This is a genomic window from Streptomyces sp. NA02950, from assembly GCF_013364155.1.
In the GTDB taxonomy this organism is placed as follows: Bacteria; Actinomycetota; Actinomycetes; order Streptomycetales; family Streptomycetaceae; genus Streptomyces.
Genome location: NZ_CP054916.1, coordinates 3,881,895 through 3,905,163, shown reverse-complemented (window position 1 = coordinate 3,905,163; position 23,269 = coordinate 3,881,895). Strand labels below are relative to the sequence as shown.

Below are 23,269 nucleotides of genomic sequence, written 5' to 3'. Positions count from 1 at the left end.
GATCCGCGGTCGGGGCCTTCCCCTTCGCTGGTGTGCCGTGGCGTCAGTCGTTGTTGCTGAGGCGGAAGGCGGTGCCGACGGCGGCGATCGGAGCGAGGGCCATGAAGATGTAGGTCATCGCGTCCGAGTCCTCCTTCCAGGCGTCGAACAGGCCACCGCCCTGGGTGCCGAACAGCGGCGAGTTGAAGTGATCGAAGAAGATCTCCATCGCGGACATCTTCTCCATGCCGGCGGCCTGGAGCTCGGAGGCGTGCTGGTCCAGGAGGTCGGATGTGATCATGGCGTAGCCGAAGAGCTCACCGAAGAACACCGCGCCCAGCGCGAGGACCGCGCCGACGACCCACAGACCCGGGTTACGGCCACCGAGCTTGGCGATGACAAAGCCGATCAGACCGCCGAGCGCAACACCGGCGTAGGCGAACTGGGTCACCTCCACCTTCGGGCCGTCGGTGTCCGCCATCGCGCTCAGCAGGAAGGCGTACAGGAAGCCGCCCACGAGCGCGGCGACAACAGCGGCACCGACGGCGAGCAGTGCGTTGCCCTGGCGGCCCTGCGGCGCGGGCGGCGGGAAGCCGCCGCCGAACTGCGGCTGCGGAGCGCCGTACTGCGGCGCCGGCTGCTGCTGCGGGTAGCCGTAACCGGCCGGCTGCTGAGGCTGCTGCGGCGGGTAGGGCTGCTGGGGCTGCTGTGGCTGCTGCCAGTTCTGGCTCATGGAGATCCCCCGGGGATGAAGGTGGCAATCCGCGTTCCGGGGACAGCCCTGACCTGCGGTGCAGTGGGCTGGGAACGCGGACGAATAGTTCGCGCCATTAAACTAACAGGAGGGCATGACAACGGGACAAGTCGTGTCTGGCGTCCGTGACATGGCTGGGACCGGACGGAGACACGGCGCCCCGGCATATCGGGATATCGCGGGTGCTATTCGGTGATCCGTTTCGCTACCAGGTAACTTTCCGCCCCCGCCACGGCGTAGAACATGATGTCGTTACGGCTCAGGACCTCCCCGCGCCAATGATCGGCCACCAGGCCGAAGTGGTCGATCAGGGTATCCGCCGTGCCCCAGGAACTGTCGTCCCCGATCTGGACCGCGATGCCGACCAGTTGCGCGAAGAAGACGCTGACCAGGGCCAACGGTATGCCGATCAGCGCGAGGAGCGGAGCGCGGCCGCCCAGTCCGCCCAGCGCGGCGCCGATCAACAGCCCGGTGGCCAGGGCCCAGTAGCCGACCTCCTGACCGCCGTGGCCGATTTTCCCCTGCGCCTCCCCGAAGACCAGGGCCCCGAGCAGTCCGGCCGCGATGCCCGCGGCGAGTCCGCGACCAGGCCGTGCCGTGGGAACGGCGGGGGCTGCGGACGTGATCATGACGGCAAGGTAGCAGCGCTTCGGCCCGCGCGGGGGTGTGCTGATGACATCCGGGGGGAGGACAGAATCCGGCATAAGCAATAATGTCAACTTATGGCGCAGAACAAGTCGTTCACAGGACGAGACATGGGCATCGACCTGGGCACCGCGAACACGCTGGTGTACGTCCGGGGCAAGGGAATCGTGCTCAACGAGCCGTCGGTCGTGGCCGTCAACACGGTCGACGGCAGTGTGCTGTCGGTGGGTTCGGCGGCGAAGGAGACCATGGGGCGGACCCCGACGAACATCGTCGCCGTCCGACCGCTGCGCGATGGCGTGATCGCCGATTTCGAGATCGCGGAGCGGATGCTGCGGTACTTCATCAAGAAGGTCACGGGCAGCCGCCGCCTCGCCCGTCCCCGCGTTGTCGTCTGTGTGCCGTCCGGTATCACCGGCGTTGAGCGGCGCGCGGTGATGGAGGCCGCCACCCAGGCCGGAGCGCGCCAAGTGCACCTGGTCGAGGAGCCGATCGCGGCGGCGATCGGCGCGGGGCTGCCGGTGAGCGAACCGACCGGCTGCATGGTCGTGGACGTCGGCGGCGGAACGACGGAGGTCGCGGTCGTCTCGCTGGGCGGCATCGTCACCGCCCGCTCGGTGCGGGTGGCGGGCGACGCGATGGACACCGCGATCAGCGCGTATGTGAAGAAGCATTACGCACTCGCGATCGGTGAACGGACCGCCGAGGAAATCAAGGTGAGTATCGGCTCCGCGGCACCGGGCGGTTCGCTGTCGACACCGCGCGCCGGCACGTCCGTCCGGCGGCCGGAGCGGAATGTGGAGGTCGTCCTCCCGGGCGACAGCGGTGATCCGGAGGACACCCAGGCGCTGTTGCCGCCGGACCGCTGCACCATCCGCGGCCGCGACCAGGCCACCGGGCTGCCCAAGGTGCTCGAACTGACCGCGGACGAGGTACGGCACGCGCTGGGCGAACCGGTGGACAGCATCGTGGCCGCGGTCCGCTCCACACTGGACGAGACCCCGCCGGAGCTGGCGGGCGACATCATGGACCGCGGCATCGTGCTCACCGGCGGCGGCGCCCTGCTGCGCGGACTGGATGCCCGGCTGGGCCGCGAGTTGGACATCCCGGTGCTGGTCGCCGATGACCCGCTGGACTGTGTGGCCATCGGTACCGGCCGGTGTGTCGAGGACTTCGCGTCGCTGCGGACCGCGATGGACGCCCGGCCCCGGCGCCCCGACACCGTCCGGGTCTGACGGGCTCGGGCGGGGGCGGGCGGGGCCCCGGGCGCTCTGCGGCCGCGGGGCGCCCCCGTTCTCGTACGCCCCGTCTCCGTACGTCCTCGCTCTCGTGCTCCCGCGCGGGGTGGGCCCGCGCCCGCCGTGCCCGCACTCGACGGCGGCCCCTCGGTCGGCGCGTCCGGGCGTGCGGCGGTGCCGCGGCCGTGGTGGGCTGGTGGCACCGCGTCCCGTGCGGCGCGGGCGGACGGGAGGTGCGGGCGTCGAGGTGACGGCAGTCCTGCGCGGGGCACACAGGCGAGCGGTCTTCGTGACCGTCGCCGTCCTGGCCGCGATCGTCTCCCTCCTGCCCTCCGCCGCCGCCCTGCCCCCCGCTTCCCGTACACCGCCCCCCGGCACCCACGTTCCGTCCGCGAACAACCCCGGCACCGCCCCGGGTCACCCCGCCGGGCCACCGTCCGTCAGCCGGGTGGCGTATCCCGCCTCCGTCGAACTGGAGTCGCTGAACCCCTCGGTGGTGCGCCAGGGCGGGGAGCTGAAAATCGGCGGAACCGTCACCAACACCTCGGGCCGCCGGCTCAACGCCACCCGCCTCGGGGTGCGGATCGGACGGCAGGGGGCGATCGACACCCGCAGCGGACTCGCCGCCGTGGCCGGGCGTACCGCCCTGGGCCGCGCCGACGGCCCGCGGGTGCCGGGCCGTACGGCCGCCGTGGCCGCGCTCGCACCCGGCGCCGTGCAACGCTTCCAGCTCACCGTGCCCGTACCGGACCTGGGCCTCGACGGGCCCGGGGCGTTCGGGCTCACCGTGGACGTGGCCCGCGGGAACGGCACCGTCCTCGGGCTGGCGCGCGGTTATGTGTGCGCCTATCCCGACGGCACCGATCCGGAGCCGCTGCACACCACCGTCCTGTGGCCGATCACCGATGTCCCGCACATGGAGGCGCTGACCCAGCGCACCTCCGACCGGGTGCTGCCGGTGTTCCGCGACGACGCGCTGAAGGCGGCCTTCGGGCCCGTCGGACGGCTGCGGCGGCTGGTCGACATGGGCGAGGGCCAGCCGGTGACCTGGGTGATCGACCCCGATCTCATCGTCCAGGCCCAGGCCATGAGGGACGGCTACCGGGTGTCCGGGACCCCCGGCGGCACCGATCCGCAGGACGCCGTCGACGGCGAGGGCGGCGACGCGGCGGCGGACTGGCTGGCCGCGCTCCGCAAGGCGGTCCACGGAAGGGACGTCATCGCGCTGCCGTACGCGGATCCGGACCTGGCCTCGCTCGCGCGCGGCGGCGACGAGTCCCTGGCCGGGCTGCTGCGCCGGTCGTCCCGGACGGGCCGGACGGTGGTGGACCGGGCGCTGGACACCCACGCCCGCGCCGATGTGGCCTGGCCCGCGGGCGGCGCGGTGGACGGTGCGATCGCCGCGTACACCCGGCGGCTGGGCCTGAGCACGGTGCTGGCCTCCGGCGGGTCGGTCGGCCCGTCGGCCGCGCTGGTCGCGGGGGGAGCGACGGACGACGGCGCGGTGTCGCTCGACGGCGGGACGACCGCGCTGACCTACGACACGACGCTCGCCGCCCTCCTCTCCCAGGGTTCCCAAGGCTCCCAGGGGTCCGCTGGCGGCTCCGTCACCGGCGCCCCCGCCCGGCTGCGGCTGCGGCAGCGGCTGCTCGCCGAGACGCTGACGGCCGTACGGGAGCTGCCGTACGCCCGCCGCGACCTGGTGGTGGTGCCACCGCGCCGGATGCCGGTCGCGGTGGCGGGTGTCCTGCTCGGGGCGCTGGCCGACGGCCAGCGGGCGGGCTGGCTGGAGCCCACCCGGTTCGAGGTGGCGCTGCGCGAGCCGGAGCCGGGGGAGTTGCGGAGCTTCGACGGCTATCCCATCGCGCTGCGCGCCTCGGAGCTGCCGCCCGCCCGGCTCGCCGCGGTCGCCCGGGACCGGCGGCGGATGCGGGCACTGGCGAAGGTGCTCTCGGACGGGCGGGCCACCGCCGCGTCCGTACGGGCGGCGATGACGCGCTCCCTGTCGACCGCCTGGCGCGGCAACGCGGAGGGGGCCGGTGCCTACCAGCGGGGCGTGACCCGCTATCTGACGGCCTCCCTGGCGTCGGTGCGGCTGGTGCCCAAGTCGACGGTGGTGGTGGCCGGGGGCACCGCGACCATCCCGGTCACCGTCGACAACGGGCTCCAGCAGGACCTCACCGGGGTCGAACTGCGGGTGCTCTCCAGCCACCCGGAGCGGCTGAGCACGGTGGACCGGTCGGTGGAGGTGCGGGCCTCCCGGGCGGTGAGCCGGACGGTACGGGTCCGGGTGAGCGCGTACGCCAACGGCCCGGTGCGGCTGACCGCCCGGCTCTACACCACCTCGGACGGCCGACCCTGGGGCGAGCCGATGACGTTCACCGCGGATGTGCGGTCGGTGCCCTCGGGAGCCGTCGCGTTCGTCGGGGGCGGGATGCTGCTGATCGTGCTCGCCGCGGCGGTCCGGCTGCGCCGTGCGCGCGGGACGTGACCGACGGCCGACGGCGACCGGTCCCTGACGCGTCCGGTCCCTGACAATGCGTCCGCGCGGGCCTGGCGGTGTCCGGCCCGGGCCGTACAGTGGGGCGGTTTCCGACACGCCGCATGCCGTACTCCGCGTCGTCCGGCGTGATTGCCGTGAGCAGCAGTGCAGCAGTAATGAGCCGTGATAGCTGTGAACCCGTGGAGGTTGCCGCCATGACCATCGGAGGCCGCAAGCGCACCGGCCGGAGACCCGGCGTGACGGAGAGCCGCGACACGATCCTGGGGGTGGCCCAGCGGATGTTCGCGGAGGGTGGCTTCGACGGCGCCTCGGTGCGGTCGATCGCCAAGGCCGCGGGGGTCGACGCCGCACTGGTGCACCACTTCTTCGCCTCCAAGGAAGGGCTGTTCACCGCCTGTATGCGGGACGCGATGCGCCCGGAGCTGCTGCTCGGGCCGGTCCTGGACGGTGGGGTGGAGGGGCTGGGGGAACGGCTGGTCCGCGCCTTCCTGCGGTTATGGGAGGAGGAACCCACCCGCGCCAAGCTGCTGTCGATCCTGCGCTCGGCGGTCTCCCACCCGGCGTCCGCGCGGACGGTGCGCGGCTTCATCGCCCGCGAGGTGCTGGGCCGGGTCGCCGAGATGGCGGGCGGGCGGAGGCCGGACGTACGCGCCGGGCTGGTCGGCTCCCAGCTGGTCGGGCTGGCCCTCACCCGCTACGTCCTGGAGATACAGCCGCTGGCCTCGCTGGACCGGGAGGTGGTGGTCGGCACGGTCGGAGTCACGGTCCAGCGGTATCTGACGGAGGAGCTGCCGGTCGTCGCGTAGTCCGGGGCGCCCGGAGCCAGGGGAAGCGCGGCCCGCCGGCGGGAGTCCGGAAGGCGGCGGCCGGGGCACCGGCGACCGGACGGCTCCGGTGGCCCGCCCCGCCGTCAGAGCCGGTGGGCCGTGCCCGCCGGGCTCGCCCCTCTGGTGTCCAGCAGCAGTTGGGCTTTCACCGCGAGCCCTTGCAGGTCGTACGCCCGGTGGTGTTGCAGCAGCACGGTCAGGTCCGCGTCGGCCGCCGCTTCGTACAGCGCGTCCGCCCGCTCCACCCGCCGCCCCCGCACCCGCCACTGCGGCACATACGGGTCGTGGTAGCTGATCTCGGCGCCCAGCTCCATCAGCCGGGACGCGATCTCCCGGGCGGGCGATCCCTCCTCGTCGGCGATGTCGGGTTTGTAGCCGACGCCCAGCAGCAGGACGTGCGCACCGCGCGCGGACTTGCCGTACTCATTGAGCAGGGCCGTGCACCGCTGGGTGACGTAAGCCGGCATCCGCCCGTTGACCTGCTGCGCCAGCTCGACCATCCGCAGCGGGAGGCCGAGGCCGCGCTGCTGGTAGGCCATGTGGTCGTGGTCGACGGGCACTCCGTGGCCGCCGACGCCGGGGCCCGGGCGGAAGGACTGGAAGCCGAAGGGCTTGGTCTCGGCGCAGCGGACCACGTCCCACAGGTCCACGCCCAGGTCGTGGCAGTACACCGCCATCTCGTTGACCAGGGCGATGTTGACGTGGCGGTAGTTGGTCTCCAGGACCTTGACGGCTTCGGCCTCGCGCGGGCCGCGGGCGCGCACCACCTTCTCGGTGAACCGGCCGTAGAAGGCGGCGGCGGCCTCGGTGCAGGCGGGGGTGAGGCCGCCGATCACCTTGGGGGTGTTGGCGGGGCCGTAGGCGCGGTTGCCGGGGTCGAGGCGGCAGGGGGCGTAGGCGAGGTGGAAGTCGCGTCCTGCGCGCAGCCCGGATCCCTCCTCGAGAACCGGACGCAGGAATTCCTCGGTGGTGCCGGGGTACACGGTGGATTCCAGCAGGACAGTGGTGTGCGGTCGCAGTCGGGCCGCGAGCGTACGGGCCGCCTCGGTGACCGCCGACAGATCGAGCTTCCGGTCCTCGCCCAGCGGGGTCGGGGCGCAGATCACGGCGGTACGGACACGGCCCAGTTCGGCGGGGTCGGCGGTGATCCGGAAGCCGCCGGCGACCATCCGGCGCAGATCGGCGGCGGACAGCCGGCCGTCAGCGGCCCCGGAGGGCAGCCGGCCGGCCCGCAGATCGCCGATGGCGCGCGGATCGGGGTCGTAACCGACGGTGCGGACGGCCGCGGCGGTGGCGGCCTGGGCGAGGGGGAGACCGAGATGGCCGAGTCCGATGACGGCGAGATCTGCGGACATGACTGCGAGCCGTCCTTCCCGAGGCGATTCCGGATGGCGCAAAGGCAGACTAAGCGGAAATATGACTCGTATTCAGTATTGGTGGGGGGTGTTGGCCCGGTGTTGCGGCAGTGGGTGGAGCAGCGCCATGGCACGGCGAGGAGAAAGCCAGGAAAATCACTGAACGTGCGACGTGATGTCGATCACAACGGGAGGCAGCGGTGAGGACACCGGCACTGGGACCGTCCGAGCGTGGCGAGGCGCTGGCCCGGATGGCGGACCGTGAGCTGGACGTACTGGTCGTGGGCAGCGGAGTGGTCGGCGCGGGCACCGCGCTGGACGCCGCGACCCGCGGGCTGGAAACCGGCCTGGTGGAGGCACGCGACTGGGCCTCGGGTACCTCCAGCCGGTCCAGCAAGCTGATCCACGGGGGCCTGCGCTATCTGGAGATGCTGGACTTCGCCCTCGTCAGAGAGGCGCTCAAGGAGCGCGGGCTGCTGCTGGAGCGGATCGCGCCGCATCTGGTGAAGCCGGTGCCGTTCCTCTATCCGCTCAAGCACCGGGGCTGGGAGCGGCTGTACGCGGGTGCGGGGGTCGCGCTCTACGACGCGATGTCGGTCTCCTCCGGACACGGCCGCGGGCTGCCCGTCCACCGCCATCTGACCCGGACCCGGGCCCTGCGGGTGGCGCCCTGCCTCCGCAAGGACGCGCTGGTCGGGGCGTTGCAGTACTACGACGCCCAGGTGGACGACGCCCGCTTCGTCACCGCGCTGGTGCGGACGGCCGCCCGCTACGGGGCGCATGTCGCCAACCGGGCGCGGGTGGTCGGCTTCCTGCGCGAGGGGGCGCGGGTGGTCGGCGCCCGGGTGCACGATCTGGAGCAGGGCGGGGAGTTCGAGGTCCGCGCCCGCCAGGTGGTGAACTCCAGCGGGGTGTGGACCGACGAGACCCAGGCGCTGATCGGGGAGCGCGGGCAGTTCCACGTCCGCGCGTCCAAGGGCATCCACCTCGTGGTGCCCCGGGACCGGATCCACTCCACGTCCGGGCTGATCCTGCGCACCGAGAAGAGCGTGCTGTTCGTGATCCCCTGGGGCCGCCACTGGATCGTCGGCACCACCGACACCGACTGGGACCTGGACAAGGCCCATCCGGCCGCCTCCAGCGCCGATATCGACTATCTGCTGGAGCATGTCAACGAGGTGCTCGCGGTGCCGCTCACCCGCGACGACGTGGAGGGGGTCTACGCCGGGCTGCGCCCGCTGCTGGCCGGGGAGTCGGACGCGACCAGCAAGCTCTCGCGCGAGCACACGGTGGCCCACCCCGTACCGGGCATGGTGGTGGTCGCGGGCGGCAAGTACACCACGTACCGGGTGATGGCCAAGGACGCGGTGGACGAGGCGGTGCACGGCCTCGACCGCCGGGTCGGGCCCTGCGTCACCGAGGAGGTGCCGCTCATCGGCGCGGTGGGCTACCGGGCGCTGTGGAACGCACGGGCCCGGATCGCCCAGCGGTCCGGGCTCCATGTGGCGCGGGTGGAACACCTGCTGAACCGCTACGGGGCCGTGGTCGACGAGATGCTGGAGCTGATCGCCCAGGACCCCTCGCTCGGCGAACCGCTGGCCGGGGCCGATGACTATCTGCGGGCCGAGATCGTCTACGCCGCCTCCCACGAGGGCGCCCGCCATATCGACGATGTGCTCACCCGCCGCACCCGCATCTCCATCGAGACCTTCGACCGCGGTACGCGCTGTGCGCGCGAGGTGGCCGGGCTGATGGCCGGGGTGCTGGGCTGGGGCCAGGAGCAGATCGACAAGGAGGTCGAGCACTACGAGAAGCGGGTCGAGGCCGAACGCGAATCCCAGCGGCAGCCGGACGATCTGACGGCGGACGCCGCCCGGCTGGGTGCGCCGGACATCATCCCGCTCTGAGCGCCCGCGGTGCGGACGGACCCCGTCGAGTGACGCCGGGACGGGGCTCGTCCGTGGGCCGCGAGCCGCTATGAACCGGTGCAGAACGCGGCCTTGAGCAGGGCCGACTCGGTGGCGGGGGCGGGCCGGGCGCCGCTGTTGAGCCGGTAGGCCAGGCCCCGGCGCCCGTCGGAGGTGGCGACGGCCAGTGCGTAGGAGCCGGTGATCTCCCCGTTGTGGCCCCAGAGCGTCACTCCGCAGGGCAGCCGCACCGGGAACAGCCCCATCCCGTACCGGCCGTGGGAGGCCGAGGTGTCGCGCATGGTGCGCAGCCCGGCGCGGTCCAGTACCGGGCCGCGCTGGAGCCCGGAGACCAGCCGGGTCAGATCGTCGAGGGTGGAGACCATCTCGCCCGCGGCTCCCGCCGTGGAGGGGTTGAGGTCGGTGACGTCCCGTCGGGCGCCGTCCTCGCCGGAGTACGCGCGGCCGTGCGGGGCCGGAAGGGTGGTGCGGGTGCCCGGGAAGGAGGTGTCGTCCAGGGCCAGGGGACGCAGGACCAGCCGCCGCGCCTCGTCGGCGTAGCTGTGGCCGGTGACCCGCTGGATCACCATCCCCAGCAGGACGTAGTTGGTGTTGGAGTAGCGCCAGGCGGACCCGGGCCGGAAGTACGGGGGGTGGGAGACGGCGGTACGGACCAGCGAGGCCGGGGTGCGGGTACGGGTGCCGGCCGAAGACAGTTGCCGGGCCAGCTCCGGATCGGCCGGGTAGTCGTACAGACCGCTGGTGTGGGTGAGCAGCTGACGGAGGGTGATGCGCCGTCCGTCGTTCCCCTGACCGTGCACCAGCCCCGGCAGATGGCGCTCGACGGTGTCGTCCAGACGCAGCCGCCCCTGGTCGGCCAGCCGCAGCGTCACCGCCGCGATGACGGTCTTGGTGAGACTCCCCGCACGGAAGTGGTCGTTCCGGTGGATGCGCCGCCCGGTGCGGACATCCGCAACGCCCGCCGCCGTGAACCGCGTCCCGCGCCCGTCCCGGACGAGCACCGCCGCTCCCGGCGCGGCGCCGTCCGCCACCAGCGCGCGGACCGCCGTACGGACCGCCGCGTCCCGTGACGCCCCCGCGCTCGCCGGTGTCTCCCCGCCCGCACCGCCGTTCGCGCCGTGGCCGCAGCCGGACAGCGCGACCGCCAGTGCGGCCGCCAGAGCGGTCGTCAGCGCGGCCGGGCGTGCGAGGGCGGTCGGCATCCGACTCCGCTTGTGCCATCGTAGGGCGGAGATGGGCATGACACGGGCCTTCCTTCTCTGCGTATGCACCGATGTTCGCAGGTGTCGCGGAGGGCGGCGCGCCACGCCGTGGACCCCGGACTTCCGCGGGTCCGCGGATGAGAGACAATGGTCGCTCTCCCAGGGTGGGTTCAGGGTGGGTTGATTTGCAGAGGGGTCGCATGTCGGAGGCGGAGCAGACGCAGGGCCCGACCGGGCGCCTCCTCGCCGGGCGGTACCGGCTCGGGGAGATGCTCGGTCAGGGCGGCATGGGAACGGTCTGGCGCGCGAGTGACGAGACCCTCGGCCGTACGGTCGCGGTCAAGGAGCTGCGCTTCCCGTCCAGCGTCGACGAGGACGAGAAGAGACGGCTCATCACCCGTACGCTGCGCGAGGCGAAGGCGATCGCCCGGATCCGCAGCAACGGGGCCGTCACCGTCTACGACGTGGTCGACGAGGACGACCGCCCCTGGATCGTCATGGAACTGATCGAGGGCAGCTCGCTCGCCGATGTCGTCCGGGACGACGGCCCGCTCACCCCGCGGCGCGCCGCCGAGGTCGGGCTCGCCGTCCTCGATGTGCTGCGCGCCGCCCACCAGGCGGGGATCCTGCACCGCGACGTCAAACCGTCCAACGTCCTGATCTCCGACGACGGCCGGGTGGTGCTCACCGACTTCGGTATCGCCCAGGTCGAGGGCGACCCGTCGGTCACCTCCACCGGCATGCTCGTCGGCGCGCCCTCCTACATCTCGCCCGAGCGCGCCCGCGGCCACAAGCCCGGCCCCCCCGCCGACCTGTGGTCGCTGGGCGGTCTGCTGTACGCCGCGGTGGAGGGCGTACCGCCCTACGACAAGAGCACGGCCATAGCGACCCTCACCGCCGTGATGACCGAGCCGGTGGAGCCGCCGAAGAACGCGGGCCCGCTGGAGGAGGTCATCTACGGCCTGCTCGACAAGGACCCCGAGCGGCGGCTCGACGACGCCGGTGCGCGGGCGCTGCTGGAGGACGCGCTGAGCGCCCCGGAGGGCTCCGCCGTCCCGCCGCCCGCCGACGCCACCCGCGCGATGAGCCTGCCGCCCACCCCGTCGGCGGAGGAAGAGGCGGCGGCCAAGGCCAAGGAGTCGGCCGTATCGGAGCGCAGGCGGGGCGCGCTGCGCTCGGTGCGCAACGCGGCGGCGGCAGCCGCGGCGACGAAGCGGTCGGAGAGCGCGCAGAAGTCGGGGGCGACGTCGGGATCGTCGGGTTCCGGTTCCGGGTCGAAGGCTGCCAGAGGTTCCGGTTCCGGGTCCACGGGAGCGAAGTCGTCCGGTGCGAAGGCGTCGGGCCCGAAGGCGTCGGGCTCGAAGTCCGGTTCCGCCTCTGGTTCCGGGGCCGGTGCTGCCGCGGCGTCGAAGACCGCTTCCGCTTCCTCGTCGTCGTCCCGGTCCCCGGTCAACCCGGAACCGCCCGCTCCGCCCCGCGCCTCGCTCACCGATGTGGTGCCCAGGCGCACGCTGATCATCATCGCGGTGGTCGTGGCCCTCGCCATCATCGGTGTCGTTCTTGCTGTCGTGCTCAGCGGCGGTGACAACAACGACGGCGCCAAGGGGGCGTCCGGCGGCGACAAGGCCGCTTCGGCCGGTGCGGGCGGCAATGCGAAGACCGGGAAGGGCGACGCGGAGAAGTCCGAGGAGTCGGCCAAGAAGTCCCCCAAGACCGAGGCGTCCGGCGGTCCGTCGGAGCAGGACGACAACAACTCCGGCAAGGGCGGCGGCAAGGGCTCGGACGACGACGGCGACAAGGGCAAGGGCTCCGGCGGCAAGGAGAAGGAGGGCGGTTCGCTCCCGGACGGGTACGAGATGGTCAAGAGCTCCGACTTCCCCTTCACCATGGCGATGCCGAAGGGCTGGTCCGCCCACCGGATGGACGGCTACGACGGCGGCCGGAAGTACTACGGCGGCTCCACCCTTCCGCGTATCCAGGTCGACTTCACCAACTCCCCCAAGGACGACGCGGCTGCGGACTGGCGCAAGAGCGAGTCCAGTGCCCCGCAGCGGATGACCGACTACAAGGGGCTGGGCATCAAAGAGGTCGACTGGCACGGCTACCCGACGGTCGCGGACTGGACGTTCGAGTACCACACCGGGGGCAAGCGGGTCCGGGCGATCAACCGCGGGTTCAAGGTGGACAGCAGCCACGGCTTCGCCATCGTGGTCACCTGCGAGGCGTCCAAGTGGGACGACAGCGAGTGCAAGACCCTCCGCGAGACCGCCTTCAGGACCTTCGACATCACGGACTGAGCACTCCTGTCGGCGAAGCGTCGCACGGGCACGTATCGTGAGAGGCCGTGGACCGTGCGCAGCCGTATGGACCGGCAAAATGACCGTACTTGACGGTTTCCGGCTGTGCTGATGAGCGTGTGAAACCCGCGCTCGGGGAGGCGTCGTGGACGAGTACGCCGGTCGGGTGCTGGCCGACCGCTATCGCCTGCCCCTGCCACCCGCCGACGAGTACGAGTTCGTCGAGACCCGCGCCCTCGACACCTACAGCGGGCAGGAAGTCCATCTGCGGCAGATACCGCTTCCGGAGGTCGTCGACGCGGAGGTCGTCGACGAGGAGGCCCGCTTGGGCCGGGCCCACTCCGGCGGCCCGGGACGGACGGGCGGAGGGCCGGCGGACGAGCCGGCCGGGGGCGGTGACCCGGCCGTACGACGTGCCACGGTCGCCGCGACGGCGGCGGCCCAACTCCCCGACCACCCGCGGCTGGGACAGGTCTTCCATGTCTTCGCCGAGTCCGGAAGCCTGTGGATCGTCAGCGAACTGGTCGCCGGACGGCCGCTCGCCGCGCTGCTCGCGGAGGGGACGCTCTCCCCGCACCGCGCCGCCGAGATCGCCAACGACATCCTGACCGCGCTGCGCGCCCTGCACGCCCACGGCTGGATCCATCGCAACATCACCACCCGTACGGTCCTGTTGTGCGAGGACGGCCGTGCGATGCTGACGGGGCTGGCGGCCGGGGCCGCGGAGGAGGCGCTGTGCGGCTACGACCCGGTGCCGCCGCCCGCCGGGGCGGATGCGGATGAGGACGACGGTCCGGCCGCGGAGCCGCCCGCACGCCCGGTCCCGGTCTCGTCTCGGGCTCCGGTTCCGGCTCCGGCCGCGCCGGAGCGGAGCGGCGGACCGCGCTACCGCGACCAGGGCGCGGCCGGTGGCTTCCCCGGTCCGCGCGCCGCGCCCGAGGCGGGCGCGAGGGCCGGAACGGGCGTACCGGCCGTACCGGGCGGGCCCGGTGGGCCTGCCGTGGGCGAGCGGGAGCCGGGCATGCACTGGGTGCCCGGTGCGCGGGAGAGCGAGCCGGGCGGCGGTACGGCCGATCCTCAGGGCGCGGCCGCGCGAGCCGCGCGCGCCGGAGCCATCGCCGCGTACGCGGCGGGAGCACGCGCCGCCGCGCGGGCGGGCGTCGATCCGTCCCCGGACGCGTACGCGGAGCACGACCCGTACGACGAGCGGGACACCGACCTCGACCACGAACCCGGCGACGACCGGGACCAGGACCTCGTCGGCGACGGTGCGTCCTGGCCCGGGGCGCCGGACCCCGGCGCACGCACCGGCGGCGGTTCCTGGGACACCGACGGCGCTCCGGGCGGCGCCACGGGCGGGGGCCCCGGCACCGCGCTGGCCGCCGAACGGGCTCGGCAGGCGCGGATCGTCGTGGTGGGCGCCGTCAGCGAGCGCTGGGCGCCCGAGCAGGCGGTCCCGGTCCACGAGAACTGGCGGCTCGCGCCGCCCGTCGGCCCGGCCGCCGATCTGTGGGCGCTCGGCGTGCTGCTCTTCCGCGCCGTCCAGGGCCACGCCCCGTACCCGGAGGACAACGCCGCCGAACTGGTCCAGCTGGTGTGCGCGGAGGCCCCGGCGTACGCGGAGGAATGCGGTCCGCTGCGTCCCGTGGTCGAGTCGCTGCTGCGCCAGGACCCCACCGAGCGGCCGGATTTCGAGGAACTGCGCGGCTGGCTGCGGTCGCTGATCCGGTCGGCGCCCGAACCGGATGTCGGCAGCCGTACGGTCACGGTGCCGTCGATCGGTCCGGGCGGCGCGTCCGACCCCCGGCGGCTGCCGGTGGTGCGCCGCCGAGGCTGGCTGGTGCGCAGGGGCCGGGGCCGCCCCGTCCCGTCGGCCGCCGCCGTGCACGGCCGCCACAAGCGCGCCAAGCAGCCGAAGCAGCCGAGGCAGCCCAGAGCGCCCAGACCGCCGCGCGTCGACCGGATGGCGCAGCAGCGGCCGCAGACGTCCGCCGGGGCGGAGGAGCAGCGTGAGCCGCACCGGCTGGGCCGGGTGCTGTTGCTGGTGATACTGCTGGCGCTGGCGGCGGCGGTGCTGTACGCGATGATGTTCATGCCGCGCGACAAGGAGACCGGCGGGCAGGACCGTACGGGGTCGGCGGGCGCGCAGAGCGCGGCGCCCAGCGCCCCCCACGACCCGGCCCCCCGATCCACCGCTCCCGGCTCCCCCGGCGGCAAGGGGGACTCCCCGCAGCCGCGGTCCACCCATCCGGCGGGGATGGCGAAGGGCTTCGCGGTCCGCGATGACCCCAAGGGCTTCAAGGTCGCCGTGGACGAGGACTGGACCCGCCGCGGTGAGAACGGGCGCGGTCAGATCCGCTATCTCGGCGGTGACTTCGAGCTGCTGGTGGTGGCCGGGCGGGACAAGGCGTCGGAGTTCGGCGGCGACCCGATGGCGTACCAGCAGAACCGGGAGGCGGAGCTCGACGCCTTCCGCAACTCCTCCTGGGCCTCGTCGTCGGGGCTGCGGCGGATCGACGTCGGCCGCACGGCGATGGCGGAGGGCGCGTTCAGCTGGCGGGACAGCAGCGGGCGCGATGTCTACGCCCGGAACCTCGCGATGCTGATCGACGGCCGGTACCACGTGGTGCTGGTGATCGGCCCATCCGACGAACGCCGCGCGGTCAGCCGTTACTTCGAGCAGGCCACGGCGACGTACAGCACCACGGGCTAGTGCCGCGCCAGTCAAGGTGTGCCCGGTGGCGAGGCGTCCTGGCGCGTGCGATCGCAAGGCGGCGGGGAAGCACTCGTAGTGGGCCTGCTCGGGCTTTCGGCCAACGCGGCGAGAGGGGGCACCTCCCAGCGGTAGCTGGGGGAGCGTGCCAGGGCGGCGAGCGGGGCGAACCTCGGCTGACGCGGCACTAGGCCCTGTCCTGCCGATCTTCGCGGGGCCGCGACGCCTGGCACCGCACCTCGCCGCGTTGTCGGGATCATCCGAGTACGCCCGGTACGAGGACGACCCTCCGCCTTGCGATCCACGGCACCAGACGCCGCGGCCTGATCCACGAAGATCGACAGGACAGGACCTAGGCGGGCTGACCGCCCCCGCCGAACCGCTCGCGCAGCCGGTACTTCAGCACCTTCCCCAGCGTCGGGTTCCGGGGCAGCGCGGCCACCACCTCCAGCCGCTCCGGGAGCTTGTGGACGCTGAGTCCCGCACTCCGCAGATGCGTGGTCACGGCGTCGAGCGTCAGCGGCCGGGCCGCCGCGGGCTGTTCGACAACGGCGCAGACCATCTCGCCGCGAGCCGGGTCCGGCAGTCCGACCACGGCCACATCACCCACGTCCGGATGCTGGTACAGCAACTGCTCGATCTCCTTGGCCGAGATGTTCTCGCCCTTGCGGATGATGATGTCCTTGGCCCGCCCGGTGAGGACGAGATGGCCGCTTCCGGTGAGACGGCCCAGGTCACCGGTGCGGAAGAAGCCGTCCTCGTCGAACGCCTCCCGGGTCTGGGCCTGGTCCAGATATCCGGCGCAGACCGCTTCGCCGCGCAGCCGCACCTCCCCGTCCACCACGCGGATCTCCATGTCCGCCGGGGGACGTCCCTCGGTCGTCGCGAGGAGTTCGTCGGTGTCGTCCGGCGACCCCATGGTGATCATGGGGGCTTCGGTCATGCCGTAGCCGTGGGTGAGCACGCAGCCCAGTTCACGGGTGACCTCGTAGTACAGCTCGGGCGGTTTGGGGGCGCCGCCGCCCGCGAGCAGCCGCAGGGTGGGGATGAGCGGATGTGCGGGGTCCTTGCGCTGTTCGGCCAGGAACATCGCGTAAAAGGCGGTACTGCCGCCCGCGGTCGTCACCCCGTGCCGCCGGTACGCGGCGAGCGAGCCGGGCAGCGCGAAGTGCTCGAACAGCACGGCGGGGAAGCCGTGGAGCAGCAGCATCACGGTGTAGTCGGGTCCGGCGACATGGGCGTAGGGAAAGGCCATGGAGCCGACGTCGTCCGGGCCGAGCCGCAGCGCGTGGGCGAGACAGGCACCGGCGGCGATGAGGCTGCGGTCGGTGTGCAGCACGCCCTTGGGGTCGGAGGTGGTGCCCGAGGTCCAGTAGATCCAGCGCACATCGGTCCCGTCGGCCGGTGGCGGCGGCAGCCGTACGGCCGCGGGGTCGGCCTCCGGCAGGGTGTCGTACGCCTCGATGACCAGCGGTGGTTCGGGCAGTTCGGCGGCGAGGCGGTGGGCCAGCGCCGTGTGGTCGAAGCCGCGCCAGCGCCCGGGTACGGCGAAGAAGCGGGCCCCGGACTTCCGTAGCACGAACCCCACTTCGCGGTCGCGGTAGGAGGGGATCAGCGGGGTCTGGACGGCGCCGAGGCGGGCCAGCGCCATGGTCAGGACGACCGTCTCGATCCGGGTGGGCAGCTGCCAGGCGACCCGGCTGCCGGGGTGAACGCCCAGCTCGTGGAGACCGGCCGCGGTCCGCTCGGCGCGACGGCGCAGGGCACGGAAGGTCAGCCGCCGGTCCTGACGAGGGGAATCGGCGGCCTGGAGCAGGGCGGGGGCGTCGGGGGTGAGGGCGGCACGCCGCTCCAGCAGCTCCCACAGCGTCGCCGATCGTCCGAGTTCATGCGCGGTGTCGGTCATCCCGGCCTCCCGTGGCACGCGCTCGCCCGCTCGCCGTAGCTGACGGGTAGTCAGGTAGTGCGAGCGTAGGACGCCGGGCCTTGTCGGTCCAGAGGGCGCGGGCTAGCCTTCCGGTGTCACGCTTGTCTGACACCCCATCAGAAACCGAAGGACGGGCGGCCGCCGATGGATCTCTCCTGCACCGAGGACGAGGAGGACTTCCGGCACCGGCTGCGCGCCTGGCTCGCCGCGGTCCTGCCCACGCTGCCGCCCCGCCCGGACCCGGCCGACTGGCCCGGCCGCCGCGCCTACGACTGCGGCTGGCAGCGCATGCTCCACGACGCCGGGTACGCCGGACTGCACTGGCCGGAGGAGGCCGGTGGCCAGGGTGCCACCCCCACCCAGCACCTGATCTTCCTGGAGGAGACGGAGCGCGCCGGTGCGCCCTATGTGGGCGCCAACTTCGTGGGACTGCTGCACGCGGGCCCGACCATCGCCGCCGAGGGCACGGCCGCGCAGCGGGCGCGCTGGCTGCCGCCGATCCTGCGCGGCGACGAGGTCTGGTGCCAGGGCTTCTCCGAACCCGAGGCCGGATCCGACCTGGCGGCGCTGCGCACCCGGGCGGTACGGGAGGGCGACACCTATGTCGTCAGCGGCAGCAAGATCTGGACCTCGCATGCGGAGGTCGCCGACTGGTGCGAACTCCTGGTGCGCACCGCGCCGGTGAACCAGGACACCCCGAAGCACCGGGGCATCTCCTGGCTCGCCCTGCCGATGGACGCGCCGGGGGTGACCGTACGGCCGCTGCGTACGCTCGCCGGGACCGCGGAGTTCGCCGAAGTGTTCCTGGACGAGGTGCGGGTGCCGGTCAGCCACCGGGTCGGCGCGGAGAACGACGGCTGGCGGGTGACCATGGTGACCCTCTCCTTCGAGCGCGGCACCGCCTTTGTGGGCGAGGTCGTCGCCTGCCGCCGGGTGCTGGAGTCCCTGGCCCGGACGGCGAAGACCAACGGGCGCTGGGACGATCCGGTGCTGCGGCGGAGGTTGGGGCGGCTCGCGGCCGACTGCGCCGCGCTGTGGCGGCTGACCCAGTGGAACGTGAGCGAGGCGCAGCGCACCGGCGGGGTGCCGGGCGTCGGCGGCTCGGTCTTCAAACTGCGCTTCTCGCAGGTGCGGCAGGAGCTGTACGACGCGGCCGCCGAGGTGCTGGGGCCGGACGCGCTGGACGCGGAGCACGAGTGGGTCACGGGCCGGCTGTCGTCGCTGTCGTACACGATCGCGGCCGGGACCACGCAGATCCAGCGGAACATCGTCGCCGAGCGGATCCTCGGCCTGCCGAAGGGGCGGTGACCGGGCCGTGGACTTCATGCTCACCGAGGACCAGGGGGCGCTGCGGACGGGGATGCGCACGCTGATGGAACGGCGCTTTCCGCGCGCGGCGCTGCGCGCGGTGGTGGACGCGGTCGGGGACGCGGTGGGGGAGGGCACGGCGGGAGGGGCGCTCGACCGGTCGTTGTGGCGGGAGCTGGGGGCGGTGGGATTCTTCGCGCTGCGGCTGCCGCAGGCGGTGGGCGGGGTGGGGCTCGGACTGCCCGAGGCGGTACTCGCCTTCGAGGAGGCGGGCCGGGCGCTGCTGCCGGGGCCGCTGGTCACCACGCATCTGGCGGCGGGCCTTTCGGCGACGGGCCTTTCGGTGGCCGGTGCCGCGGCCGAGGGGAAGGCCGTGGTGACGGGCCTGGACGCGACGGGTGCGACGGCTACGACGGGTGCGACGGGTGCGACGGGTGCGACGGGTGCGACGGGGGCGACGGGGGCGACGGATGCGGTACTGGTCGAGCATCTGGCGTCGGCCGACGCGGTCCTGGTGCTCGGCGAGGAGGATGCCGGGATGCGCCCGGCGGAGGAGGTTCTGCCCTCGGCCGCGGCCGTACGGTCCGTGGACCCGGCGACTCCGCTGCACCGGGTGCGCGGCGAGACGAGGGCACTTCGGCAGCGCGGGACCGCCGCCCGGCTACGGCGGGAGGCCGCGCTGCTGACCGCCGCGCAACAGCTCGGCAGTGCGGCGCGCACGGTCGAGCTGGCGGTCGCCCATGCCGGGGAGCGTGTGCAGTTCGGCCGGATGATCGGTACTTTCCAGGCAGTTCAGCATCTGTGCGCGTCAATGCTGGTCCGTGCGGAAACAGCCAGAAGTGTGGTGTATGCGGCCGCGATCACAGAAGACCCGGGGGATGTCGCCGCCGCCACACTGCTGGCGGACGAGGCGGCTGTCCGCAATGCCCGCGATTGTCTGCAAGTCCACGGTGGGATGGGCTTCACCTGGGAGGCTGATGTCCATCTGCATCTGAAGCGGGCCTGGGTGAGGGCTGAGCAGTGGCAGACCGCGGCCGCGGCGGAGGAGGAACTCGCCGCTCGTCTGGTGTTGACCGGTGCACCATGTTTGTAGCCGAGCTCAGGGGATACGCCTGAATTGTTGGGATGTCGCAATCTTCGGGGAAATCCCCCTGGGCTTTGAGGTGACCGAGCGTTGATACCGGGTTGTTTCCTAGGCGTGACTCGTCACAGGGGGGAGTCGGGGCCGCGCTCGGGTACTCTCCGTTGGGTGCGAGCGCTTTTGGGGTGCGATGAGCCCGGTGTTGCCCGTGGGGCGACTCCGGGCATGACGATATGCCCCGGTCGCGCGGGGTGTGCGGTGGTTCGGGCTCGGTGTTCGAGTCCGCGGACCGTGCGTCGCACAGTATGCCCCACGCATACTCCTTGGCGCTGGAATATGACTGAAGCGCTTGTTGGGGTGACTGTACGTCAACCATGCTGTCCCGCAAGGGGGTACTTCCCAGCGGTTGCTGGGAGAGAGTCACGTTCGGTGACCTCTTGGAGGTACGAGGCGATGTGTCCGCCAGTTCGGATGGTGTGAGCGGTGCAGGTGCTTCAGATGCAGATGGAGGTCAGGCCGGACCCCTCGGAGGTGAGCCGGGCCCGTCGGTGGGCGCGCTCGCGTCTCGCCGGTTCCGGGATCGCGGCCGACGAGGCGCTCGCCGATACGTTGGTCCTGCTGATTTCCGAGCTTGTCACCAATGCCGTGGTGCACACGGGCTGTCCCGCGGTGCTGCGGATGCTCTTCCCCGCACAGTCCGCCGCGGGCGGCGGGGCCGGGAGCGGTGGCGGTTCGGGCGGCGCCGGCGTTGGCGCGGTCGGTGGCGGTGGATCGTTCGCGGGCAAGGGGCCGGGCTTCGGGACCGTCCGGGTCGAGGTCGCGGACACCAGCACCCGGGCGCCCCGGCAGCGCTGTGCCGATGAAGAGGCCACCAACGGCCGCGGTCTGGAGCTGGTCGACGGGCTCGCCGACCGCTGGGGCTGGCAGCCGGAGGGCGCGGGCAAGCGCATCTGGTGCGAAATCGACCGTGAGAAGCGTGAAGATCCTTTTCTGGCCGCACACAGCACCGCTCATACGCCATCACACATAGGGCGAACTCGACAAAGTCCAGACCAGGTGTTGACGTGACGTGGTCGGTTGATCACTCTAGGATCAGCGATTCGTCGCGAGGGGACGTCGAGGGCGTTGGTGGCTCTGTGGGCTCTGTGTTCACGGAGTCGTTCCTCGGCGAGTGCGGGTCGCGGCCTGGTGGCTGAACAGGGCTCAGCGCCGGAGCCGGGTGGCGGTGCGCGGTGCCGTGCTCGGGGTGTGCACGAGCGCACCGCCGCCCGATGACCCGCCCGTCCCCTCGCGCCTTGGACGCCGACAGGAGCAAGACGGCCGTGGGGTACAGGCTGTGGGGTGCTGGTCCGTGGGGTGCTAGAGCCGCGCCAGCCGAGGTTCGCCCCGCTCGCCGCCCTGGCACGCTCCCCCAGCTACCGCTGGGAGGTGCCTCCTCTCGCCGCGTTGGCCGAAAGCCCGAGTGGGCCCCCTGCGAGGGCTTCCGGCCGCCTTGTGATCGCACGCACCAGGACGCCTCGCTACCGGGCGAACCTTGGTTGACGCGGCACTAGAGGATCGCCACGGGGGCGACCGGTGAGCCCGTCCCGCCGGTGAACGGCTCGGGTGTGGCCGACAGCAGAAACGCGGAGCGTCCCTCCTCGGCGCAGACCGCCGCCAGCTCCTCCAGATTCCAGTTCTGGCCCTGCATCATGCCCATTTCGACGAGGTCGAGGGCGTGTACGGGCATCCACAGGTCCTCGATCTCCGGCGGGAAGACCTCGAAGGTGAGCGTGTCATTGGCGACCGCGGCCACATCGCGTGTGTGGAACCACTCCGGAGTGCGGATCGACAGCCCGGGCGAGGGGAACGCGTACGCCTCCTTCTCGCCCGCCAGGCAGTGCTGGATCTGACCGGTCCGGATGAGCGCGATGTCGCCGCAGCGGACCTTCACCCCGGCCAGTTCCTCGGCGGCGTCGAGGTCTTCGGGGGTGATGGGGTGTCCCTCGGGCAGCCGGTCCGCGCCACGGGCGCGTGCGACATCGAGGAGTACTCCGCGGGAGACGACATGGCGCGCCTTCTCGATACCGCTGAACGCGGCGCGGGTGTGGGCGGTGATGGAGTCGGCGGGGCGGCCGTTGTAGATCCGGCCGGAGTGCGAGGCATGGGGCAGCCCGTCCCAGTGGGTGCCCGCCTGTAGCCCCATGGTCACGGCGTCGTCGCTGGTGGCGACGGTGTCCGGGCCGAACATCTCCATATTGACGGCGACCATGGTGTGCAGGGGATTGACCCGCCCGGGGATCATCCCGGTCTGGATGCCGTCCTGGCGCAGCGGGATCGCGAGGGGGACGCGATGGCCGGTCCGTATGGTGTCGGCGGCCTCCCGGACCACCTCGTCGGTGATCAGGTTGAGGGTGCCGATCTCGTCCGCCGCCCCCCAGCGGCCCCAGTTGTTGACGCGCTTCGCGATCTCGTGGAACTCGGCCGGCAGCGGCATGGCGTCTCCTTCGCGGTTTCCGTTCGAGGGCTTGTACTCGGGCCGCCTCTGCTCAAAAATCTAACGGGCCGTCAGAAACTCCGGGAGGGGATGCGACGTGGGCAACTTCTTGGACGGCAAGGCGATCGTCGTCACCGGGGCCGGGCGCGGCATCGGACGAGCCGTGGCCCTCGCCTGCGCGGCCGAGGGGGCGAAGGTCGTCGTCAATGACTACGGGGTCTCCATCGAGGGAGCCCAGCCGAGCAGCGAGGTCGCCGAGGCCGTGGTCAAGGAGATCGAGGCCATGGGGGCCGGCGGGGCGGGCGGTGCGGCGGTCGCGGTCGCCGACGACGTCTCGACCATGGCCGGTGGCCAGCGCGTCGTGGACGCCGCGCTCGCACGCTTCGGCCGGCTCGACGGCGTCGTCTGCGTCGCCGGGATCCTGCGCGAGCGGATGCTCTTCAACATGACGGAGGAGGAGTGGGATCCGGTCCTCGCCACCCACCTCAAGGGCACCTTCACGGTCTTCCGGGCGGCGGCGGCCGTGATGCGCGGGCAGCGCTCCGGCACCCTGATCGGCTTCACCAGCGGCAATCACCAGGGAAGCGTCGCCCAGGCCAACTACGCCTCCGCCAAGGGCGGAATCATCTCGCTGGTCCGCAGCGCCGCACTGGGCCTGCACAAATACGGGGTCACCGCGAACTGTGTGGCTCCGGTCGCCCGTACCCGGATGTCCGCCAACGTCCCGATGGAGCTCAAGGAGATCGGCGAACCGGAGGATGTGGCGGCACTTGTTGTCTATCTGCTGAGCGAGCGCGCCCGCGCCGAGCAGATCACCGGGCAGGTCTATACGATCGCGGGCCCCAAGATCGCCGTCTGGGCCCAGCCCCGGGAGCTGCGCGCCGGGTACGCGGAGGGCGCCTGGACCCCCGAGAAGATCGCCGACTTCCTCCCGGGCACCGTCGGCACCGACCCGATGCCGATGCTCGCGCAGCTGGAAGCGATGGCCCGGGCGGCCGCCGACGGCCAACGCCCCAATGCCTGACCCCGCCGGGAA

16 protein-coding genes are annotated in these 23,269 nt (G+C 72.5%); 10 read left to right on the top strand and 6 right to left on the bottom strand.

Annotated elements, in window-relative coordinates:
- Window positions 1–43: 43 nt before the first annotated feature.
- Window positions 44–712 carry a hypothetical protein gene (locus HUT19_RS16660; protein ID WP_176181254.1) on the bottom strand — a complete coding sequence of 223 codons (669 nt, stop codon included), beginning with the start codon at window positions 710–712 and terminating at the stop codon, window positions 44–46.
- A 206-nt stretch (window positions 713–918) separates the two neighbouring features.
- On the bottom strand, window positions 919–1,362 hold the full coding sequence (locus HUT19_RS16655; RefSeq protein WP_176181253.1) for a hypothetical protein: 444 nt from the start codon (window positions 1,360–1,362) through the stop codon (window positions 919–921).
- Between the two features lie 93 nt (window positions 1,363–1,455).
- On the opposite strand from HUT19_RS16655, the gene HUT19_RS16650 reads away from it, so the two are divergent.
- The 3 genes from HUT19_RS16650 (at window position 1,456) to HUT19_RS43980 (ending at window position 5,925) form a co-directional block, all read left to right on the top strand.
- Window positions 1,456–2,613, top strand: a complete 1,158-nt coding sequence (locus HUT19_RS16650; protein WP_176181252.1) for a rod shape-determining protein — start codon at window positions 1,456–1,458, stop codon at window positions 2,611–2,613.
- A 199-nt stretch (window positions 2,614–2,812) separates the two neighbouring features.
- On the top strand, window positions 2,813–5,107 hold the full coding sequence (locus HUT19_RS16645) for a DUF6049 family protein (RefSeq protein ID WP_254885616.1): 2,295 nt from the start codon (window positions 2,813–2,815) through the stop codon (window positions 5,105–5,107).
- A gap of 206 nt (window positions 5,108–5,313) precedes the next feature.
- Complete coding sequence (locus HUT19_RS43980; protein WP_176181251.1) at window positions 5,314–5,925, top strand: TetR family transcriptional regulator; 612 nt, start codon at window positions 5,314–5,316, stop codon at window positions 5,923–5,925.
- Window positions 5,926–6,029: 104 nt separating this feature from the next.
- On the opposite strand, the gene HUT19_RS16635 is transcribed toward HUT19_RS43980, so the two are convergent.
- Window positions 6,030–7,301, bottom strand: a complete 1,272-nt coding sequence (locus tag HUT19_RS16635) for a nucleotide sugar dehydrogenase (protein ID WP_176181250.1) — start codon at window positions 7,299–7,301, stop codon at window positions 6,030–6,032.
- A 200-nt stretch (window positions 7,302–7,501) separates the two neighbouring features.
- Between HUT19_RS16635 and HUT19_RS16630 the strand changes: the two genes are divergently transcribed.
- On the top strand, window positions 7,502–9,208 hold the full coding sequence (locus tag HUT19_RS16630) for a glycerol-3-phosphate dehydrogenase/oxidase (protein WP_176181249.1): 1,707 nt from the start codon (window positions 7,502–7,504) through the stop codon (window positions 9,206–9,208).
- Window positions 9,209–9,276: 68 nt separating this feature from the next.
- Here the strand turns inward: HUT19_RS16630 and HUT19_RS16625 are convergent, their stop codons facing one another.
- Window positions 9,277–10,470 (bottom strand): serine hydrolase, encoded by a 1,194-nt coding sequence (locus tag HUT19_RS16625; protein WP_176181248.1) that lies wholly within the window; start codon window positions 10,468–10,470, stop codon window positions 9,277–9,279.
- Window positions 10,471–10,631: 161 nt separating this feature from the next.
- Between HUT19_RS16625 and HUT19_RS16620 the strand changes: the two genes are divergently transcribed.
- On the top strand, window positions 10,632–12,728 hold the full coding sequence (locus HUT19_RS16620; protein ID WP_176181247.1) for a serine/threonine-protein kinase: 2,097 nt from the start codon (window positions 10,632–10,634) through the stop codon (window positions 12,726–12,728).
- A gap of 145 nt (window positions 12,729–12,873) precedes the next feature.
- Window positions 12,874–15,441, top strand: a complete 2,568-nt coding sequence (locus HUT19_RS16615) for a protein kinase (protein WP_176181246.1) — start codon at window positions 12,874–12,876, stop codon at window positions 15,439–15,441.
- A gap of 352 nt (window positions 15,442–15,793) precedes the next feature.
- Here HUT19_RS16615 and HUT19_RS16610 read toward each other — a convergent pair whose 3' ends face one another.
- Window positions 15,794–17,347, bottom strand: coding sequence for an AMP-binding protein (locus HUT19_RS16610; RefSeq protein WP_176181245.1), 1,554 nt, complete (start codon window positions 17,345–17,347; stop codon window positions 15,794–15,796).
- Between the two features lie 165 nt (window positions 17,348–17,512).
- Between HUT19_RS16610 and HUT19_RS16605 the strand changes: the two genes are divergently transcribed.
- From HUT19_RS16605 to HUT19_RS16595, 3 genes are all read left to right on the top strand, one after another.
- On the top strand, window positions 17,513–18,676 hold the full coding sequence (locus HUT19_RS16605) for an acyl-CoA dehydrogenase family protein (RefSeq protein ID WP_176181244.1): 1,164 nt from the start codon (window positions 17,513–17,515) through the stop codon (window positions 18,674–18,676).
- A 7-nt stretch (window positions 18,677–18,683) separates the two neighbouring features.
- On the top strand, window positions 18,684–19,769 hold the full coding sequence (locus HUT19_RS16600; protein ID WP_176181243.1) for an acyl-CoA dehydrogenase family protein: 1,086 nt from the start codon (window positions 18,684–18,686) through the stop codon (window positions 19,767–19,769).
- A gap of 471 nt (window positions 19,770–20,240) precedes the next feature.
- Window positions 20,241–20,825, top strand: coding sequence for an ATP-binding protein (locus tag HUT19_RS16595; RefSeq protein ID WP_176181242.1), 585 nt, complete (start codon window positions 20,241–20,243; stop codon window positions 20,823–20,825).
- A 481-nt stretch (window positions 20,826–21,306) separates the two neighbouring features.
- Here the strand turns inward: HUT19_RS16595 and HUT19_RS16590 are convergent, their stop codons facing one another.
- Window positions 21,307–22,233, bottom strand: coding sequence for a cyclase family protein (locus HUT19_RS16590; protein WP_176181241.1), 927 nt, complete (start codon window positions 22,231–22,233; stop codon window positions 21,307–21,309).
- A gap of 97 nt (window positions 22,234–22,330) precedes the next feature.
- Between HUT19_RS16590 and HUT19_RS16585 the strand changes: the two genes are divergently transcribed.
- Window positions 22,331–23,257: an SDR family oxidoreductase gene (locus HUT19_RS16585; protein WP_176181240.1), complete on the top strand. Its 927-nt coding sequence runs from the start codon at window positions 22,331–22,333 to the stop codon at window positions 23,255–23,257.
- Window positions 23,258–23,269 lie beyond the last annotated feature (12 nt).

Coding starts and splice junctions, on each gene's coding strand:
- HUT19_RS16590 (WP_176181241.1), bottom strand. CDS start 22,233: ATGCCGCTGCCGGCCGAGTTCCACGAGATCGCGAAGCGCGTCAACAAC.
- HUT19_RS16620 (WP_176181247.1), top strand. CDS start 10,632: ATGTCGGAGGCGGAGCAGACGCAGGGCCCGACCGGGCGCCTCCTCGCC.
- HUT19_RS16660 (WP_176181254.1), bottom strand. CDS start 712: ATGAGCCAGAACTGGCAGCAGCCACAGCAGCCCCAGCAGCCCTACCCG.
- HUT19_RS16625 (WP_176181248.1), bottom strand. CDS start 10,470: ATGCCCATCTCCGCCCTACGATGGCACAAGCGGAGTCGGATGCCGACC.
- HUT19_RS16650 (WP_176181252.1), top strand. CDS start 1,456: ATGGCGCAGAACAAGTCGTTCACAGGACGAGACATGGGCATCGACCTG.
- HUT19_RS16655 (WP_176181253.1), bottom strand. CDS start 1,362: ATGATCACGTCCGCAGCCCCCGCCGTTCCCACGGCACGGCCTGGTCGC.
- HUT19_RS16635 (WP_176181250.1), bottom strand. CDS start 7,301: ATGTCCGCAGATCTCGCCGTCATCGGACTCGGCCATCTCGGTCTCCCC.
- HUT19_RS16605 (WP_176181244.1), top strand. CDS start 17,513: ATGGATCTCTCCTGCACCGAGGACGAGGAGGACTTCCGGCACCGGCTG.
- HUT19_RS16610 (WP_176181245.1), bottom strand. CDS start 17,347: ATGACCGACACCGCGCATGAACTCGGACGATCGGCGACGCTGTGGGAG.
- HUT19_RS43980 (WP_176181251.1), top strand. CDS start 5,314: ATGACCATCGGAGGCCGCAAGCGCACCGGCCGGAGACCCGGCGTGACG.